Source organism: Lentibacillus kapialis (assembly GCF_014646635.1).
Lineage (GTDB): Bacteria > Bacillota > Bacilli > Bacillales > Amphibacillaceae > Lentibacillus > Lentibacillus kapialis.
In genome coordinates, this window is sequence record NZ_BMNQ01000004.1 from 84,776 (window position 1) to 103,399 (window position 18,624).

At 41.9% G+C, this 18,624-nt stretch carries 19 protein-coding genes and 1 other annotated feature (1 of these 20 running past the window's edge); all 19 genes read right to left on the reverse strand.

Annotated features, from left to right (window positions below; genetic code table 11):
* Positions 1–108: a binding site (T-box leader), on the reverse strand (it extends 118 nt beyond the left edge of the window).
* A gap of 47 nt (positions 109–155) precedes the next feature.
* The 19 genes from IEW67_RS03250 to IEW67_RS03340 all read right to left on the reverse strand — a co-directional run bounded on the left by IEW67_RS03250 (position 156) and on the right by IEW67_RS03340 (position 18,592).
* Positions 156–680: a DivIVA domain-containing protein gene (locus IEW67_RS03250; RefSeq protein WP_188631624.1), complete on the reverse strand. Its 525-nt coding sequence runs from the start codon at positions 678–680 to the stop codon at positions 156–158.
* 340 nt (positions 681–1,020) lie between these two features.
* On the reverse strand, positions 1,021–1,797 hold the full coding sequence (locus IEW67_RS03255) for a YlmH family RNA-binding protein (protein WP_188631625.1): 777 nt from the start codon (positions 1,795–1,797) through the stop codon (positions 1,021–1,023).
* Positions 1,798–1,810: 13 nt separating this feature from the next.
* Positions 1,811–2,074 (reverse strand): YggT family protein, encoded by a 264-nt coding sequence (locus IEW67_RS03260; protein ID WP_188631626.1) that lies wholly within the window; start codon positions 2,072–2,074, stop codon positions 1,811–1,813.
* Between the two features lie 6 nt (positions 2,075–2,080).
* Positions 2,081–2,512 carry a cell division protein SepF gene (locus IEW67_RS03265; RefSeq protein ID WP_188631627.1) on the reverse strand — a complete coding sequence of 144 codons (432 nt, stop codon included), beginning with the start codon at positions 2,510–2,512 and terminating at the stop codon, positions 2,081–2,083.
* Between the two features lie 15 nt (positions 2,513–2,527).
* Complete coding sequence (locus IEW67_RS03270) at positions 2,528–3,199, reverse strand: YggS family pyridoxal phosphate-dependent enzyme (RefSeq protein ID WP_188631628.1); 672 nt, start codon at positions 3,197–3,199, stop codon at positions 2,528–2,530.
* 26 nt (positions 3,200–3,225) lie between these two features.
* Positions 3,226–4,035: a peptidoglycan editing factor PgeF gene (gene pgeF, locus IEW67_RS03275; RefSeq protein WP_188631629.1), complete on the reverse strand. Its 810-nt coding sequence runs from the start codon at positions 4,033–4,035 to the stop codon at positions 3,226–3,228.
* A gap of 56 nt (positions 4,036–4,091) precedes the next feature.
* Positions 4,092–4,364, reverse strand: a complete 273-nt coding sequence (locus IEW67_RS03280; RefSeq protein ID WP_188631630.1) for a YlmC/YmxH family sporulation protein — start codon at positions 4,362–4,364, stop codon at positions 4,092–4,094.
* 251 nt (positions 4,365–4,615) lie between these two features.
* Complete coding sequence (gene sigG, locus IEW67_RS03285; RefSeq protein WP_188631631.1) at positions 4,616–5,395, reverse strand: RNA polymerase sporulation sigma factor SigG; 780 nt, start codon at positions 5,393–5,395, stop codon at positions 4,616–4,618.
* 121 nt (positions 5,396–5,516) lie between these two features.
* On the reverse strand, positions 5,517–6,236 hold the full coding sequence (gene sigE, locus IEW67_RS03290; protein WP_188631632.1) for an RNA polymerase sporulation sigma factor SigE: 720 nt from the start codon (positions 6,234–6,236) through the stop codon (positions 5,517–5,519).
* A gap of 68 nt (positions 6,237–6,304) precedes the next feature.
* Positions 6,305–7,225: a sigma-E processing peptidase SpoIIGA gene (spoIIGA, locus tag IEW67_RS03295; protein WP_188631633.1), complete on the reverse strand. Its 921-nt coding sequence runs from the start codon at positions 7,223–7,225 to the stop codon at positions 6,305–6,307.
* Between the two features lie 395 nt (positions 7,226–7,620).
* Entirely contained in the window at positions 7,621–8,313 is a 693-nt protein-coding gene (locus IEW67_RS03300; protein ID WP_188631634.1) for a hypothetical protein, read from the reverse strand.
* Between the two features lie 168 nt (positions 8,314–8,481).
* Entirely contained in the window at positions 8,482–9,627 is a 1,146-nt protein-coding gene (gene ftsZ / locus IEW67_RS03305; protein ID WP_188631635.1) for a cell division protein FtsZ, read from the reverse strand.
* A gap of 108 nt (positions 9,628–9,735) precedes the next feature.
* Positions 9,736–11,016, reverse strand: a complete 1,281-nt coding sequence (ftsA, locus tag IEW67_RS03310; RefSeq protein WP_188631636.1) for a cell division protein FtsA — start codon at positions 11,014–11,016, stop codon at positions 9,736–9,738.
* 199 nt (positions 11,017–11,215) lie between these two features.
* The gene (locus tag IEW67_RS03315) at positions 11,216–12,016 is read right to left on the reverse strand and encodes a cell division protein FtsQ/DivIB (protein WP_188631637.1); all 801 of its coding nucleotides are present in this window, start codon (positions 12,014–12,016) and stop codon (positions 11,216–11,218) included.
* A 154-nt stretch (positions 12,017–12,170) separates the two neighbouring features.
* Positions 12,171–13,283 carry a stage V sporulation protein E gene (gene spoVE, locus IEW67_RS03320; RefSeq protein WP_373288477.1) on the reverse strand — a complete coding sequence of 371 codons (1,113 nt, stop codon included), beginning with the start codon at positions 13,281–13,283 and terminating at the stop codon, positions 12,171–12,173.
* Positions 13,284–13,383: 100 nt separating this feature from the next.
* Complete coding sequence (murD, locus tag IEW67_RS03325; protein ID WP_229671653.1) at positions 13,384–14,733, reverse strand: UDP-N-acetylmuramoyl-L-alanine--D-glutamate ligase; 1,350 nt, start codon at positions 14,731–14,733, stop codon at positions 13,384–13,386.
* Positions 14,730–15,710 carry a phospho-N-acetylmuramoyl-pentapeptide-transferase gene (gene mraY, locus IEW67_RS03330; protein WP_373288478.1) on the reverse strand — a complete coding sequence of 327 codons (981 nt, stop codon included), beginning with the start codon at positions 15,708–15,710 and terminating at the stop codon, positions 14,730–14,732. Before mraY ends, murD begins: the two co-directional genes overlap by 4 nt.
* Before the next feature lie 39 nt (positions 15,711–15,749).
* Positions 15,750–17,063: a UDP-N-acetylmuramoyl-tripeptide--D-alanyl-D-alanine ligase gene (locus IEW67_RS03335; protein WP_308430700.1), complete on the reverse strand. Its 1,314-nt coding sequence runs from the start codon at positions 17,061–17,063 to the stop codon at positions 15,750–15,752.
* A gap of 59 nt (positions 17,064–17,122) precedes the next feature.
* Positions 17,123–18,592 carry a UDP-N-acetylmuramoyl-L-alanyl-D-glutamate--2,6-diaminopimelate ligase gene (locus tag IEW67_RS03340; protein WP_188631640.1) on the reverse strand — a complete coding sequence of 490 codons (1,470 nt, stop codon included), beginning with the start codon at positions 18,590–18,592 and terminating at the stop codon, positions 17,123–17,125.
* Positions 18,593–18,624: the final 32 nt, after the last annotated feature.

Here is an 18,624-nt window from a genome sequence, read left to right on the forward strand (position 1 = left end):
AATGAATACTCGGGAGTGATATTCAGAATGTAATCCGCACCAGGCTTTCACCGCCCCTGATTCGCTCCAGCAGAGTGACATTCATACTGTCTCCGTCATCATATGTCATATTGATATATGAGCATTATATGTAAAATATATTAGCACGTCAAGGTCTATGCCTTTGATTCAGCATAATCAGGCGCTTTTTCCGTCGCCTCATCAGCTTCATCGGTCTCTTCGTCGAATAAATCTTCCCAGTCATTTGCGTCAATGACATCCAGTTGTGCTTCCACAAGCATTTTCAAACGGGTACGGAAAACTTTAGCCTGCTTTTTCAGCCCCTCAATATCCATTTCAATTCTGCGGGATTTTTCCAACGCCTCATTAACAATCCGGTCGGCATTCTTTTCAGCCTCTTTTATAATCAGCTTTGATTCTTTCTGCGCATTTCCTTTTAATTCCTCAGCCGTCTCTTGCGCAATCAGAATAGAGTTATTAAGCGTTGTTTCAATATTGGTGAAATGTCCCAATTTTTCATTCAGTCCATCGACTTTTTCCTGTAAATCTTTTTTCTCACGAATCGTCATTTCATAGTCTTTGATAACCTGATCTAAAAACTCATTGACTTCATCTTCGTCATATCCGCGAAAACTTCTTGTAAATTCCTTATTATGAATATCCAGTGGTGTTAATGCCACACAGGCCACCTCCTTAAGTGGTTTAACCGATAGATAATTTTATATTATATATTAAGGCTGTTCACCAAGATCTGTAGTTGACAAATCAGATGTCATTTTGTCGTAAGCAGTCGCTTCAGAAAAACACGTCGCTTTCCGTCGCTTGTCCTCAGCCTCCTGAAAAAGAAGATCACTTTTTCTGCGGGGTCTTCACATTGCGCATTCCCACAGGAGTCTCTGTGTTTTTCCTCCGCTAGCTCGTTTTATTACCATATTCATACATTCATTTCAACCATAGATTTTGGTGTTGACTCTATATTAATTCGACAAAAAAGCTAAAAATCCTGCAAATTTATTCCGATTATTTTAATCGTGCCGTTGTTATGCTGATGTTGTCTTTTTTTGTCCGACCATTGGTTGCAACCAACTTGCTTCTACCTTTGCCCCTTAAAGAAAGCATATCCCCGGATTCAAGCATTAATTTGCGGTCATCAGAAACTTTATGGTTCACTTTCACAAGACCTTTGGCAATGAATTCAGCTGCGTCTTTACGGGACAGTTTGTAAATGGCCTTGATAACTGTGTCAAGCCGCAATGAGGACACAATATGGTTGAACTCAACCCAATTGACATCGTGTTCCACAAGGTAAGAAAGCGGTTGTTCTTCCAGGTTGATCCGTGTCCTTTTGATGGCTGTTAAGTTCGCCAGTACAAATGACGCAACTTCTTTGGCCATCACAATTTGAATCAGTCCGTTTTCAGCCATAATGTCGCCTACTTTTTGCCGTTTGATCCCCAACGATAAAAATGCGCCCATGACATCACGGTGCTCAACTGAAACAAATTTGTCATGGTAAGACCCCTGCAGTAACGTGAGCTGAAAAGAGGGTGCTATCACTTCATCGTACATTGGTGCAATAATTATCCGCCGCCGTTCAGCATGATCACTGCCTCCATATTCGTAAACCTTTAGCTCTTCTATGCTTGTCTTGGCAAGTGTCTTAACGATTTGCTGTTCTCGCGGATCAAGGAAGTCCGTTACCTTCATCACGTAAGTGTTTTCCACCCGATCTATCCATGATAGTACCTGATCAATAAATGCATGTTCTTCTTTTCTGTAATGCTGATAAATGTCCAATGTCATTCACCCATCAGAACCAGCTAAACAGAACAGGCAGTCCGAAGGCTCTTGCAAAATACAAAACAAAAATAGCCACGATCGGGGACAAATCGATCATGCCAAGCGGCGGTACAATTCTGCGGAAAGGTTCAAGATATGGTTCGCATATTTTGGCCAAAAAAACGCCAAATGAGGATTCACGTGCTCCCGGAAACCAAGACATAAAAATATAAATAATCAGAGCAAAACTGTAAAGCTCCAATGCCAAATATAAAACATTAAGTAGTGAGTGCATAGTCTGCTACCATCCTTTACTATATTCATCTTCTTCAGCAAGTGATTCAGTAATGGATCCCGATACATCGACATTATCGGCTGTACATAAAAATGTTCCGGCACCAATTTTTTGAATATCACCGCTAATCGCATATACAGTGCCGCTCAAAAAATCGACAATCCGTTTGGCCTGCTGATGATCAACACGCTGAAGATTGATGACGACCGCCCGTTTATTGACAACATTGTCGGCAATTTCCTGTGCTTCGCTGTAATTACGCGGTTCATAAAGCACAACTTTCGATGTCGGCCCCTGCATACTTGTTAAACTGACAACATTCCCGTTGCTGCTTGTCTGATGTGCTGCCGATTCATGATTTGCTTCTTCTTGCTCATCAACATACTCATATTCATCTTCCATTGTGAAAAAGTTTTTAATTCTATTTTTAATGCTCATCAATTCACCCCGTTATTAAGATCCAACCAGATCAGACCCGATTCGGATATGTGTGGCACCCTCTTCAACAGCAATCTGATAATCATTGCTCATGCCCATTGATAAGTATTCACATGGTGCATACGCAATGCGTTCGGCCTGTATGTCTTCTCTAAGCGAAGCCAATTGTCTGAAAATGTTTCGTAATTGTTCCTGGTCATCAATATGCGGCGCCATTGTCATCAACCCCACTATCCGGATGTTGCTGTACACTTCCAGTTCCCTGATAAACGGCAATGTGTCCTCAAGTGAAATCCCATGTTTCGTTTGTTCCCCGCTCACATTCACCTGGATGAAACAATCAACGGGCTTTGCTGTTCTTTTGTTAATTTCTTTGGCAAGCGACTCCCTGTCCAATGAATGGATAGCATCGACCTTGCCGATCACTTCTTTTACTTTTCTGGATTGCAGGGTACCAATGAAGTGCCATGATGCACTGTCTTGTATGTATTCATGTTTCTCCAGAAAACCTTCCAAACGATTTTCGCCAAGGTTCGTAATCCCTGCTTCAATTGCTTCTCTTGCTCGCTCTATTGTAACATATTTCGTCACACCAATTATGGTTATTTCGTCGGGTTTTCGATTACTGTTTTGACAGGCCTGTTCAATCTTTTGCCTAATATGGCTCAGATTTTCTGCTACACCCATTATACCCTTCATCCTCCCCCATTCAATCATTTACCGTAACCAATATAGCCCAGCATCCTACCAGTTTCCCCCTGATCACGCCGATGCGAGAAAAATAGCTGATTATCACGGAATGTACAATAATTTGTTATATCTATATTATGACGCAAAACACCCTGTTGTAAAAGGATTTCTGCATTCAATTGCTTTAAATCAAGCAAAAAACGGTTATTTCCCTGAACAGTGACCGTTTTGTCAAAAAGTGCCTGTGGAATGTGGTTGATAACACGCTCATCCACCTCATATACATCGTGTGATATACTCGGTCCAATTGCGACACATATATCAGCTGTATCAGCACCGGCTGTTTGCATTCGTTCAACCATCTTTTGTGCAATATGATGTACAGTCCCTTGCCAGCCGGCATGAGCAATACCAATATATCCTGTCAATGGATCAAGAAAAAAAATGGGGACACAATCAGCGAAAAAAGCAGTACATAATAGCCCTGTTTGACTCGTGAGCAGGCCGTCAATCTGCCTTAAGGATGTATCGTATGCTGTTGATCCTTTTCCTTTATCACACTCTGCTACGGTGTGAATGTTCGTCCGATGCGTCTGCTCACCGGAAACCCACGACCCCAATGGCATTTGGACGATGTCCGCAAGCTTTCGCCTGTTGGAAATCACATCTGCTGAAAGGTCCGGTACGTGCAAACCGAGGTTGAAAGTATCAAAAGGCGGTGCTGAGAAACCACCATTTCTTGTTGTGAAACCTGCTTTCAGACCCGGAATCATCTGCTGCCATTTTTTTAATTCCAACGTTGACTCCGTCAGTTTCTGAAATGGCTCCATCATTTGTCTTCCTCCTAATTGGCACTATTTGCTTATTCCATTCTATCATATTTATGACATTATTCGAGTAATTCCTGTTCAGAATAAAGGGCTGGTTGTTTAACCTCTTTAACCAATATAACATCCGTACCAATCACCTCAACGTTTTTCCAGGGAATAATAAGTTCATCAGATTTTCCGAATACGCCCGATTTTTTATCCTTTGCGATAAGTACCAATGCCGTAATTCTGCCGTTATTCCCGTCGATTTCCAAATCGGAAAGTTGCCCTAACCGCTTGCCGTCATTCGTTACAATGACTTCCTTAATTTGCAGTTCAGATAACGTTACCACAAGCTTCACCTGCCTCTTACTAGAGATTTATATGCAGGCGAAGGAGTAAATTATTATATTTCCCTCTTTTTTATTTTGTTTGAATTCAATCATGGAAATTGAGTTTAGAAAAACCGGACATTCGCCGGTGAGACGAATGCCTTCGTTGCACTTATGCATTGAGAAAGAATTCAGACCTTCTTAACTGCAAAAAAAAGACCCCAAATTTACTTTGGCGTCAATTATAAGCTAATCCTTATGCAGTTGAGTGTTTATTCGAACATTTCTTTGTTCATTTGGTCGATAGCTGCCTTTTCAAGTCTTGAAACCTGAGCTTGTGATATACCGATTTCATCAGCTACTTCCATTTGGGTTTTTCCCTGAAAAAAACGTTTATTCAAAATGGTTTTCTCACGATCATGCAGTTGATACATTCCCTCCTTCAGCGAAAGTTTATCAACCCACAGTGAGTCTTTGTCTTTATCATCACTCAATTGATCCATAACATATATCGGATCGCCGCCATCGTTATAGATCGGTTCGAATAACGACACCGGATCCTGGATAGCGTCCATTGCAAATACAATCTCGGAATGATCGACATCCATTTCTTCAGCTATTTCCATCGCTGTCGGTTCTTTGGATGTTTTACTGATTAATTTTTCCCTGACTTGAAGGGCTTTATAAGCTGTATCACGCAAAGAACGCGATACTCTGATTGGGTTGTTATCGCGCAGATAGCGTCGTATTTCACCTATAATCATGGGGACGGCATAGGTGGAAAATTTCACATTATGTCCCAGATCAAAATTATCAATTGATTTCATAAGTCCGATGCAGCCAACCTGAAATAAATCATCACCGTATTCACCGCGATTATTGAAGCGCTGAATCACACTTAATACCAGACGTAAATTTCCGTTGACCAGCTCTTCCCTTGCTGTTATATCACCAGCCTGCATTTGCTTAAATAATTCACGCATTTCATTGTTTTTCAGTACAGGTAATTTTGATGTATCAACTCCGCAGATTTCTACTTTATGTTTTGTCATATTCTACCCTCCCGGTTGGAGATGCTGTTCATGAGCAGTATCTCCCCATAGGAGTTTTTTTATGCAATCTGATGATATATATAAACCGGTTCAATATGGCTGTAATTCCCGCAGGAGTAAGTCACACCATTTTATTAAATTCTTTTTGCAGGCGTCTTATAATTTTTTTCTCCAAACGTGAAATATAAGACTGCGATATACCCAGCATATCGGCAACATCTTTTTGCGTTTTCTCTTCCTGACCGACCAGACCGAACCGGAGTTCCATAATTTGTTTTTCGCGAGGGTTCAACTGTGACAACGCACTTTTCAACAAATGTTTATCGACATTCGTTTCAATATCTTTGGTTATCACATCTTCATCTGTTCCCAACACATCTGAAAGTAACAACTCATTCCCGTCCCAATCAATATTTAACGGTTCGTCAAAGGAAATTTCCGATTTGAGCTTATTATTTCGCCTCAGATACATTAATATTTCGTTTTCAATACATCTTGAAGCATATGTAGCAAGTTTAATCTTCTTTTCTGGATTGAAGGTATTAACTGCCTTAATCAGACCGATTGTACCGATACTGATGAGGTCTTCAATATTAATACCAGTGTTTTCAAATTTTCGTGCAATATAGACAACAAGGCGAAGATTGCGTTCAATCAGCATTGCTCTGGCAGACTTGTCACCTTTAGGGAGCAATTCAAGCAGACGGTGCTCTTCTTCTTTGGATAAAGGTGGCGGTAGTGCTTCACTTCCACCGATGTAATAAATCTCATCTGTTTTGAAACCCAATTTAAATAGTAGTTTATACCACCATAATCGTAAACGAAGTCTTAAAAATTTCAAATCAAGTCTCTCCTTTTGGAAGTTTTGTCATTTAAAAGATTACAGGTACGGCAAAAATGGGTACGATATTAAGCCGAAGCGGGTGTGGCCATTTTTATAATTTGCGGATGCAACAAGCAATGATAGGACTGATCTTTTGTTAAGCCGGCAAATTGGATGCCTATCAGTACTTTGCGTGTCACGATTTCTTGTTCATCATAAACAATTGTGACCTTATCAGGTTTAATCGCCAGCATAAACGTACGGATGCCTTCAACACCCTGGAACGGAACAATTTGAATTCTGTTTTGCCACTTCTCAGGGATCTTTTCAAAATCAAGGGTTTCATGAACTTTTTCCAACAATCTCCATTCCTCATCCGAAAACCACTGTTTTAATAAATATTCATCACCAATAATGACCGGTTTTTTCGTTAATGGATCTGTCAGTTGATTACCACTATCGATGTAAGCTGTCGTCGATTGACTTATCTGCCGAATTTGAATCGTAGCCGGACATACTTGATCATAACGGATTTTCTCTGCAGCATGCTTGTCCATACGCGACTTAGTAAAATACCAAATGACAGGGAATCCAATGACAACAAAGAGCCAACTGATCGGGTCACCATAACCGCTATTGAATGTCAGAACCCCGTTTGGGGAAAGACCAACCGGATCTTGGAATAGAAAGTGTACGGCGATCAATCCACCCCCTATAGAAAAAGTTGTGAAGTAAAATAAGAGCAATAATTTAAACATCTGATAAACTGAGTAAATACGAAAACTGCATATAATAATAATAATTGAATACAACAGCTTTCCCATCACGCTTGTAAAAAATGAATCAGGGTAATAAATAGATAGCGGAACCAATAATGAAGCGACAAATGCACCGAAAAGAATTCTCAATCGTTTTGTACTATCCTTTGCCAGAGCTTGTGTGAGCATCAGTAACATCATATCCAAACATAAGTTCAGCAGCCAGACAGCATCCAGATAAATGGTCACACGTTGTTCTTCCTTTCCTGAAAAATCCCTTAACTGAAAGTATAGTGGTATTGAACAGCAAAGTCTGTCAATTCATGAAAAGCAATTGGGGCTAATTTTAACGACTTATCAGCTTATTTGTCATATTGCGTGAACAAAAGACTTTCAACAGTCTAGACTTCGTGAGGCTATAATATTGATTTCAGATTCAGACGCCCTTTTACTTTAATGTAACTGTTAATGAATATGTTCAAAAAACAAAGATTCTTTTCTTTCTAATAGTATGTTGTTTTTAGCACAAAATCCATCAACTGTGGTGTAGCGCTATGTTGTTTTCCGTTCCGGCCAGTCGCGCACCTTAGGGGAACGCTTCAGCCTCCTGCACAGATCTCAGCTGCCAGCAGAAACGATCCAGACTAATTGCCTCCCCTGTAGTTCTGCTGATGTTCCCGCTCTTCTGCTGATGTTTCCGCTCTTCTGCTGATGTTTTCACTCTTCTGCTGATGTTTCCGCTCTTCTGCTGATGTTCCCGCTCTTCTGCTGATGTTTCCGCTCTTCTGCTGATGTTCCCACTCTTCTGCTGATGCTTCCCGCTCTTCTGCTGATGTTTCCGCTCTTCTGCTGATGTTTCCGCTCTTCTGCTGATGTTCCCGCTCTTCTGCTGATGCTTCCGCTCTTCTGCTGATGCTTCCGCTCTTCTGCTGATGCTTCCGCTCTTCTGCTGATGTTTCCGCTCTTCTGCTGATGCTTCCGCTCTTCTGCTGATGTTTCCGCTCTTCTGCTGATGTTTCCGCTCTTCTGCTGATGTTTCCGCTCTTCTGCTGATGTTTCCGCTCTTCTGCTGATGCTTCCGCTCTTCTGCTGATGTTTCCGCTCTTCTGCTGATGCTTCCGCTCTTCTGCTGATGTTTCCGCTCTTCTGCTGATGTTTCTGCTCTTCTGCTGATGTTTCCGCTCTTCTGCTGATGTTTCTGCTCTTCTGCTGATGTTCCCGCTCTTCTGCTGATGTTTCCGCTCTTCTGCTGATGTTTCCGCTCTTCTGCTGATGTTTCCGCTCTTCTGCTGATGTTTCCACTCTCTATACTCTGCTGCGTCGTTAGAGAAGCTCATTAAATCTTTCTTAGGTATCCCTTATACTGTGTCGCAGTTTATATCAACTGCGAGGGATAGAAAAGGAACAAAATAGACGAAAAGAGCTAAAGAACAAAATAGACGAAAAGAGCTAAAAAAAAAGCAACCAGATTCACTCTGATTGCCTCTTCAAAAATTATGATTCTATTAACGGTTGCGATTGCGATTACGCAGAAATGTAGGGATATCCAATTCGTCATCCTGTGTATTTGGACGACTCTGCTGGTTTTGCACTTGTTCACGCTCACGCTCACGCGGCGGTTCTTCCGAAGGTCGTGTCGCTGCTTGCTGATTTTGATTGATCACGGGACGCTGACGCGGCTGATTCTCTTCCTTTCGACTCTCATCAAAGCCAGTTGCAATGACGGTTACAATAATTTCGTCTTTGAGGTTTTCATTAATCACCGAACCAAAGATAACATTCACTTCATCATCGGCAGCCGACGTGACCAAATCGGCCGATTCCTGAACTTCATAAAGACTCAAATTGGAACCGCCCGTGATATTCATTAATATACCATGCGCACCTTCAACAGACGTTTCCAGAAGTGGTGAGGAAATTGCTTTTTTGGCAGCTTCGGTTGCACGATTTTCACCTGTGGCAATACCGATGCCCATCAAGGCAGATCCCTTGTCAAACATAATCGTTTTCACGTCAGCAAAGTCCACGTTGATCAACCCGGGCTTTGCAATCAAGTCAGATATGCCTTGCACACCTTGACGTAAAACATTATCCGCCTCACGAAAAGCTTCAAGCATTGGCGTATTCTTATCGACAATTTCAAGAAGGCGGTCGTTCGGAATAACAATCAGTGTGTCTACACTCGATTTCAGTGAGTCAATACCTGAAGTCGCCTGTGTTGATCTCTTTTTACCCTCAAATGTAAATGGACGTGTTACAACCCCCACTGTCAACGCACCGATCTCCTTGGCTATTTGAGCAATCACCGGCGCTGCACCTGTCCCGGTTCCGCCGCCCATACCGGCTGTCACGAAAATCATGTCCGCACCCTGGAGAGCCTCTTCCAACTGTTCTTTATTTTCTTCGGCTGCTTTTCTGCCAACTTCCGGATTGGCACCGGCCCCTAGTCCGCGTGTCAATTTTCCACCGACTTGCAGCTTGGTCTCCGCTTTAGACAAATCCAAAGCTTGTGAATCTGTGTTGACGGCAATGAATTCAACGCCTTCAACGCCATGCTCGATCATGCGGTTAACGGCATTGCTCCCGCCGCCGCCAACTCCAATAACTTTTATCGTTGCCAGCTGATCCATATTTGTTTCAAACTCTAACATACAATAGTTCCTCCTATTATGCTGAATTACGATGCATTAAATACTGTTCTCTGATGATCGGTCATATTTGAAAAACTTCTCAGTACCTACTCCGATCCCTTTATCCGCTTAATCAAAGAAATACTTGAATAAATTCGCAATCCCTGATTCTTTTTTCTTGGTTTTAACCGCTTCATTGGAATTGCCCGATTTTTTTGTTCGTTTTGGTTTCGCTTCACCTTCATAGTCTCCTACAGAAGTTAAAAGCTCTTTCCCCTGTATTTTCGCATTACGATAGGCGAATTGCAAGATACCTACACCTGCAGTAAACTGAGGTTCTCTTACACCTATGTAGTCAGGAATTGCAACCCGTACATTTGACTGAAATAAATCCTGTGCAAGTTCCATAACGCCCGGCATTTTCATTGTACCACCTGTCAGAACATACCCACCAGGTAATTGCTGGTAACCCATACGACGTATTTCCCGTTCTGCATAAGCATAGATTTCTTCCAGTCTTGCTTCAATCATGTCGGAGATTTGCAGTTGATTATACGTTTCACGATGATTGCTGCCAATAATTGACGCCTCAAATGTTTCATCTTCCCGAGCATCATTATAGAAAGCATGACCATAGTTCTGCTTAATATTCTCTGCTTCTTCAGTTGATGTCTTTAACCCAATGGAGAGGTCTTTTGTGATATTATCGCCACCCAATGGTATAGAACTCGTTCCGGCCAAATGGTCGTTTTCGAAAACCGAAACGGTTGTGGACCCACCGCCAATATCTATTAAAGTAACGCCCAGATTTTTCTCATCGCCGGATAACGCCACTGTTCCGCCAGCAAGAGGCTGCAGGCAAATATCAGAAACTTGCAGATTGGCACGCTCCACACACTTCAGCAAGTTATGTAAAACGGTTTTGGAGCATGTGATGATGGTTCCTTCCATTTCAAGTCTCACACCAATCATGCCACGCGGATCGGTTATTTCATCAAGCCCATCAACAATAAATTGCTTCGGTATGACATCAACGATTTCCCGCTCTGGTGGAATGGAAACAACTTGTGCACCATCAATCACCCGAGTAATATCTTCGTCACCAATTTCCCTATTTTCACTCTGAACAGCTACAACACCGTGACAGGGCTGCAATTGTATTTGATTTCCGTTAACGCCGACGACAACACTGTCAATTTGCATACCGACCATTCGTTCTGCCTGTTCCACCGCATTTCGGATTGAGTGAACAGTTTGATCAATATCAACAACTGCACCTTTTTTCATGCCATTTGAATGTGCAGTACCGACTCCGATAATATTCAAAGAGTCATTTAACACTTCGCCAATAATTACTTTGATTTTTGATGTACCTATATCAAGACTCACTAGTATTTCGCTGTTGTTCAAGGAAAGGCACCTCCTGATTCAGAAGCATCTGATATATTGCCTTTTTATTTAATCAGATGATTTATTCTCTTCCATTCTATTAAAAGCCTATAATCTCTTATTTTAAAGGAATAAGTAAAAAAAGAAAATATATATTAAGTAATTCGCTAAAAAAATCGTGAAATCCTTTTATTTTCGTGATTTTTTTCAAGGAATATTTCTATTCTTCATTTTCGTTACCGGATTCTTCCTCCTCAGAATTTTCTTCTTCCGACGTGGTGAATTTCTCAAAATAGGTTCCGGCACCAATATGTATAATCCCTTTACTTTCCGTATCCAGCTGTGAAACGATTGATGGATACACACTCATATTATCGGCAAAATTCCTGATGGTTCCATCAACTATATAGCCGTCATTCATATACAGCTTAATTTTACGTTCATTGTCATCAGTCGGCTGCCAATGAATTTCCGATATCAGTTTTAAAATACTTTCCGGCAGACGCTTCAGTTCATGCGTCATTTCCGTTAAATAATCTTCATCCGAAAAATCGATCAACAATGGTGCATCACCACTTGCTGTCTGCTGTTCTTTGTCTTTAAGAATTTGACCCGTTCCCAATATGGGATAATAACTCTCATTTTGTACGGCATAGCCAACGTGATTGAATTCGGTAACTGTGATATCAACCTTCCAGGGAAGCCTTGCGTTAACATCAGCTTTATGAATAACCGGGTTTCCTTTGATTGCCCGGCTTGCTTCAGCTTCATTAATAGTCCATATATTCTTACCTTTGGCAATTCCGCTTTGCTCAATAACCTTTTCATCCGATACAAATGAATTTCCGGAAACTGCAATTGTTCTCACATCACTCAGCGGAGACTGCAGATAAACAATGATGGAAATTAATAAGAAAAAAATAGACAAGTAAAATATGAGACGGCGGTTTGCCTTTTTTTTACGTTCCTGTTTCAACGTTGGTATACGATCTTCAATTGAAACTACATTTTTTTTTCCCATCCCTACTTCTTCCCTTATCTTATCGTTATGGTTGTCAAGAAGAAAACGGCACCTTCCAATGCCGCTTCCTAACTGTTATTTGGATTATATCACACAATTCGTATAAACACGTAGTAAACTTGTCCCATATTCGAAAATCTTTGCCCATAGCGAGCTAAATTTTTGAATATCTGCTGATATTCAATAAAATCCCCGCCGAACAAAGCGTTAATGTTAAGGACGAACCACCATAGCTTAAAAATGGCAGTGTTATACCAGTGACCGGGATTAGACCAATTACAACACTGATATTAATCATGACCTGAATGGTCAACATTGATACGATGCCGAGCGCCAAAAAACGTCCATAAGCATCAGGTGCTTCGAGGGCCGTTTTCATTCCACGCCAGAACAGCAGGGCAAACAACCCCATCACAAAAGTGCCACCCAGAAATCCAAGTTCCTCACCTATAATAGCGAAAATAAAATCATTTTGCGGTTCAGGCAAATAAAAATATTTTTGAATGCTTTCTCCTAGTCCAAGCCCCATCAACCCCCCCGGTCCAATAGCATACAATGACTGGATAATCTGGAAGCCATCTCCTAATGGATCCTCCCATGGATTAATAAATGCTGTTATCCGGCTGATTCGATACGGTGCCGACAATATCAGCAGCAGAAGCGCAACAATACCTGCACCCGCCAGCCCAAAAAAATGTAACAGTCTGGCACCGGCAGTATAAACCATGACCATACATGTACCTACCAGCACAATTCCAGTGCCAAGATCAGGCTGCAGCATGATAAGTCCAAATGCCGTAAATACCAAAACAAGAGATGGAAAAAACCCTTTTTTGAAAGACGTGATATTTTTTTGCTGGACAGACAAGTACCCTGCCAGAAAAATGATTAGCCCAAGCTTCATAAACTCGGATGGCTGTACACTGAATGCACCTACGCCAATCCAGCTTTGCGCCCCGCCCCGTACCATACCGACTCCAGGGATGAGCACTGCGAGCAATAACAGAAAACAGACGAGTAAAATGACTTTGCTGTATTGTTTCCACGTGCTGTAGGGGATTGCCATAAAAAATAACATTCCAACTATCCCAATACCACAAAATAAAAGTTGACGCTTGAGATAAAAGAACTGGTCCGCATACTTATAGTCGGCCCAAACATATGACGAACTGTAAACCATAACAGCTCCGATAAGCAGCAGAAACACTATAACGGCCAATAAGGTGTAGTCCGGTGCATAGCGGGTTTTAAACAACTTTCGAAACAAAAAAACACCCCGTTTCCAGATTGGATGGAATAGGGGCTAAATCGTAAATTAATGGTTAGACGACTTCAGCATGGCATACATGATTGCAGTAGACTAGCCCCTACAATAGTGTATGCACAGCTTGTATAAACATGTCACCGCGTTCTTCAAACGTCCGGTATTGGTCCCAGCTAGCACAGGCCGGGGACAAAAGTATAACATCCTTGTGGCCGGACAGTTGAAATGCCTGATTCACAGCATCATCCATATTACCGGCCATTTTTATAGCAGGAACGCCTGCTTCCAGTGCCGTCCGTTTCAGTTTATCCTGTGTTTCACCGATCAGAACAAGGCCTTTCACATTCCTTAAATAAGGTTTCAAATCATCAAACTCATTGCCGCGGTCAAGCCCTCCTGCAATTAGAACGACAGGCTGTTTAAATGAAGAAAGTGCTTTTTGCGCCGCAAGCATGTTAGTTGCTTTGGAGTCGTTATAAACCAATCGATCACGAACGTTGCCAACGAATTGGAGGCGGTGTCTGACACCTGAAAATGTTGTCAGCACGCTATGTATACCTTCATTCGTAGCTCCACTCAATTTTGCAGCGCAAATGGCAGCTAGAATATTTTCCAGATTATGATCGCCTGCCAGTACAATATCCCGTTTTTCAATCACTTTTTCATTCATAAAATAGAGCGCTCTCTCATCCGCCCATGCACCGATTTCCGGCTGCTTCTTCAATGAAAATGGAATTTTAACCGATTTAGCTGGTGTGACAGCTTCTGCAATAATCGGATCATCAGCATTATAAATAAGATAATCATCTTCTGTCTGATTGGCAAATATATGGCATTTAGCATTTTTATAATTTTCAAATGTCTTATGATAATCAAGATGTGCTTCGAAAATATTCAGCAGAACAGCTATTTTCGGCTTAAATGTCTTAACGCCCAGCAATTGAAACGATGATAGCTCCAGAACCATTTTTTCATCTTTATTCAACGATTGAGCAACCTCTGTAGCCACATGCCCAATATTCCCGGCAATACGCGCCTCCTGATCACTCGCCTTAAGTATTTCGGCTGTAAGCATTGTTGTCGTTGTTTTCCCATTTGATCCGGTTATACCTATCATGGCTGTCTCAGAGAGATTTCCGGCTAGTTCTATTTCGGTGATAATGGGAATATTTCGCCGGTTTGCTTCGTGCAGGAGAGGTGTATCATACGGTATCCCCGGATTTTTAACGATGATTTCCATCCCATCCAATACAGATAACGGATGAGAACCAGTGATCACTTCGGCGCCCATTGATTTTAATTTATCCACATCCGCATCATCACTATTGGCATTTTTATCATTCACGCGAACCTGTTTCCCGTTTTGCAGTAACAGCACAGCTGCAGCCGTACCACTTTTTGCCAGACCTAATACGAGTACCTGATCATAAGGAAAATTCGTTAATTCTTTCAAGCTATCCACACCTCGATATACACACCAAGCACCGCACATATCAGTCCTACAAGCCAGAACGTGGTCACAACACGCCACTCAGACCATCCGTGCAGCTCATAATGATGGTGAAGCGGGCTCATTTTAAATATTCTCTTGCCGGTTGTTTTATACGATATAACCTGAATAATAACCGAAAACGTTTCAATGACAAACACACCGCCGATGATAACCAAAATAATCTCCAACTTTGTCAGGATAGCTATAGCGGCAAGACCACCGCCTAAAGCCAATGAACCTGTATCACCCATAAACACCTTAGCCGGGTGGGCATTGAAAACAAGAAATCCCAGCAGTGCACCGACTGTTGCTAATGAAAAGATGGCAATCTCATTCTGCGGAAGCCCATACCAAGCCAGGACCCCAAAAGCACCGAACGCAATGGCAGCAGTACCAGCGAGCAAACCATCCAACCCGTCGGTTAAATTCACAGCATTGGATGCGCCTACCAGCATAAATACAGTCAGTAAAGCATAGCCCCATCCAATTTCCCACTGAATGGATGTACCCGGAATTTGAATATAGGTTGCATAATCGTTATAGTGCAAAATGAAATAAAAAATAAACGCAATGATCAATTGACCTGCCATCTTCTGTTTTGATGTCAGCCCAAGATTCCGCTTCATGGCTACCTTAATAAAGTCATCCATAAAACCCAGCAGTCCGTATCCGGCCATCACAAAAATAAGTAGCCACAACTCATAGCCGAACGAGCCGGCGCTGTATTTGCTGACCATGATCATTGCCGTTGCAACAACGCTGATAACGATCATAATTCCGCCCATCGTTGGTGTTCCCGTCTTTTTAACGTGTGATTTCGGACCTTCCTCCCGGATGCTTTGCCCGAACTTCAGGCGACGTAAAAATGGGATGAATATCGGTGATGAAAGGACGGTAATCAGAAATGCTATTGCGATTGTCATAATTAATACGTACATATTCACTGTTTCTCCTCCTCTTGCAGCAACCGTCCATGTTTATTGCGATGGATCAATAACTTGCTTAACAAATGATTCAAATTGCATGCCTCGCGATGCTTTAAATAAAACCAATGTGTCTTTGGTTATATATGCATTCAGTGCGTCCAAGAGTGTTTCCTTTGATGTAAAATGCCGGCAATCAATTGCAGGAGTCTGTTTAAAAACTGCCGACGATATCTCATCTGCGTCTTTTCCAAAAGTTAATACAGCTGTCATCGATTCATCAATACTGTCCGCAACTGTGCGGTGAAGTTGTTTAGAGTTTTTTCCCAGTTCAAACACATCACCTAAAACAAGAACCTTTTGCCGGAAGCCTTCCAAATGTTTCACAGCATTTATACTTGCCTTCATAGACGTTGGCGAAGCATTATATGCATCATTGATGATAAATGAACCATTTTTGCCATTCATCAGTTCAAACCGCATCGATGTCAATTCCAATTCTGTCAATGCCTGCTTCACAGTCTTTGTTGCTATATTAAGCAGTCCCCCGATTGTGACAGCAAACGATGCATTAAGTGCATGGTGACTTCCAAGCAACGGAATTGTGTAGCTATCGTCATCTGATAATTCAAACTGTGTCGACTGCTGTGAAATAGTTATGTTTGTGATAGCGACGTCATTATGATCTTCAAATCCGCATGTGATAACACCGTCACGTAGATGGATGTGTCTTAATAATGGTTCGTCACCATCAATCAATAAATAACCGTTTTTTGTTATCCCTTCAATAATTTCCAGTTTCGCCTCGGCAATTCCTTCCCTTGATCCCAAATATTCAATGTGAGATTCCCCGATATTTGTAATAACGGCATAATCAGGCCTTGCTATCTTTGTCAATGTTTCAATTTCACCAAAATGATTCATGCCCATTTCTGCGACTAATACTTCTGTATCCGGCGGCATGGATAAAATTGTAAGTGGAACCCCGATTTGATTGTTTAAATTGCCTTGTGTATAGTGTGTTTTAAACGAGGCTCCAACGACTGAAGCCGTGATATCCTTAGTCGTTGTCTTGCCGTTCGAACCTGTTATAGCAATAACAACAGGGTTGACTTTTTCACGGTAAGCCTTTGCTAATTCCTGCATTGCAGCTAACGTATCTTCAACAAAAAACACCGGAAAATCAGCCGGCAAAAAATCCGGCAGCCCCTTCTTTTTATCCCATAGTGCAGCTGAAGCCCCCCGATCAAAGGCATCTTTCATATAATCATGGCCATCAAAGTTCTCACCTTCCAAAGGCACAAACAATGATTCATCCAGTTTTTTGCGGCTATCTGTTGCAACCTCAGCCACCTCAATATTATCCATTGCTTGCCCCCTATAATTTGGAAATAAGGTTGCAAGCCATTTCGTTGTAAACAACATCGTTAATTCTCCTTAGCCTGGATTGCTTGTTTGGCAACTTCCCGGTCGTCAAAATCGTATCTGGTCCGGCCAATATCCTGATATGTCTCATGACCCTTCCCGGCAATCAGCACAATATCACCTTTTTTAGCGAGATTAATGGCATGAAAAATCGCGTCTTTACGGTTTTCAATCACCGTGTAATGTGCTCCGCTCAAGCCATCTGTCATATCATCCAAGATTGCCTGCGGATCCTCTGTCCGGGGATTATCAGAAGTGAAAATGGCTCTATCGGCATATTTGAGTGCGATTGAAGCCATTAGCGGACGTTTTGTCTTGTCACGATCACCGCCGCAGCCAACCACAACATAAACATTGTTCTCAGCGAATCCTTTAATCGTTTGCAGCACGTTTTCCAGAGAATCCGGCGTATGTGCATAGTCAACAACAGCAGCATATTCATGGTTCCCTTCCACTGGCTGAAATCTTCCGCTCACACCGCGCATATTTTCAAGTGCTTCCTTAATGATCTTAAGCGGTATACCAGCACTTATAGCAGCAGCGCTTGCCGCTAGCATATTATAAACGTTGAATTTACCGATAAGGCTGCTGTTTATTTTGACAGATCCCATTGGCGTATGCATCGTAAATGATGTTTTCGTAACGTCGAGATCGATGTCTTCTGCCCTTACCTGTGCACCTTTTTGACATCCGTATGTGACAACATGCTGTGCGGTGCTCTTTTGCAGAAAAGCGCTATTCGGATCATCGTCGTTTATAATCGCAAACTTACTTTGCTCATCGTTATAAGTATTCCCCAACTGTGCAAACAAAAGACTTTTTGCGTGTAGATAATCATTCATATCCGGATGATAGTCTAGATGATCTTGTGATAGATTCGTGAATATCGCAATATCAAAATCACAGCCATGAACACGCCCCATATCCAACGCATGGGAGGATACTTCCATAATAGCTGTATCGACATCTTCTTTCTCCATTTGGTGAAACGTTTTTTGTAAAAAAAGAGCATCGGGTGTTGTGTTATGTACAGAATAAGCGTCCTGCCCTATCTTCATTTGGATTGTACCAATAAGGCCAGTCTTTCGCTTGTATTGCTGGAAAATTGACTCCAGCAGATAAGACACCGTTGTCTTGCCATTTGTTCCGGTGATGCCGATTAACGGAAATCGGCGTGTTGGGTAACCATAATACTTTGACGCAAGCATTGCCATTACTTTTTCTGTATCGTCAACCCGGATGACCGGAATGGACGTGTTCACTTCTTTCTCTGTCAGTACAGCAGATGCCCCGTTGGCTGCAGCCTGTTCGACGAAGTCATGACCATCGACTGTAAAACCGTTGATACAGATAAACAAATTGCCTCTGTCAACGTTTCTGGAATCAGTCTCAATACCGCTCACTTCCATATCGTCCAGTGAAGTTGATGTATTGTAAAATGGTAAAACGGATAATAACTCTGATAATTTCATTTCCAAACATCCTGTTCTGCAATGTAATATTC

Bases quoted from the DNA above. Each gene is read 5' to 3' on its own strand.
- IEW67_RS03260 (WP_188631626.1), bottom strand. From the start codon at position 2,074: ATGCACTCACTACTTAATGTTTTATATTTGGCATTGGAGCTTTACAGT.
- IEW67_RS03265 (WP_188631627.1), bottom strand. From the start codon at position 2,512: ATGAGCATTAAAAATAGAATTAAAAACTTTTTCACAATGGAAGATGAA.
- IEW67_RS03270 (WP_188631628.1), bottom strand. From the start codon at position 3,199: ATGGGTGTAGCAGAAAATCTGAGCCATATTAGGCAAAAGATTGAACAG.
- pgeF (WP_188631629.1), bottom strand. From the start codon at position 4,035: ATGATGGAGCCATTTCAGAAACTGACGGAGTCAACGTTGGAATTAAAA.
- sigG (WP_188631631.1), bottom strand. From the start codon at position 5,395: ATGACAAAACATAAAGTAGAAATCTGCGGAGTTGATACATCAAAATTA.
- IEW67_RS03300 (WP_188631634.1), bottom strand. From the start codon at position 8,313: ATGAGCTTCTCTAACGACGCAGCAGAGTATAGAGAGTGGAAACATCAG.
- ftsZ (WP_188631635.1), bottom strand. From the start codon at position 9,627: ATGTTAGAGTTTGAAACAAATATGGATCAGCTGGCAACGATAAAAGTT.
- IEW67_RS03315 (WP_188631637.1), bottom strand. From the start codon at position 12,016: ATGGGAAAAAAAAATGTAGTTTCAATTGAAGATCGTATACCAACGTTG.
- mraY (WP_373288478.1), bottom strand. From the start codon at position 15,710: ATGTACGTATTAATTATGACAATCGCAATAGCATTTCTGATTACCGTC.
- IEW67_RS03335 (WP_308430700.1), bottom strand. From the start codon at position 17,063: ATGGATAATATTGAGGTGGCTGAGGTTGCAACAGATAGCCGCAAAAAA.
- IEW67_RS03340 (WP_188631640.1), bottom strand. From the start codon at position 18,592: ATGAAATTATCAGAGTTATTATCCGTTTTACCATTTTACAATACATCA.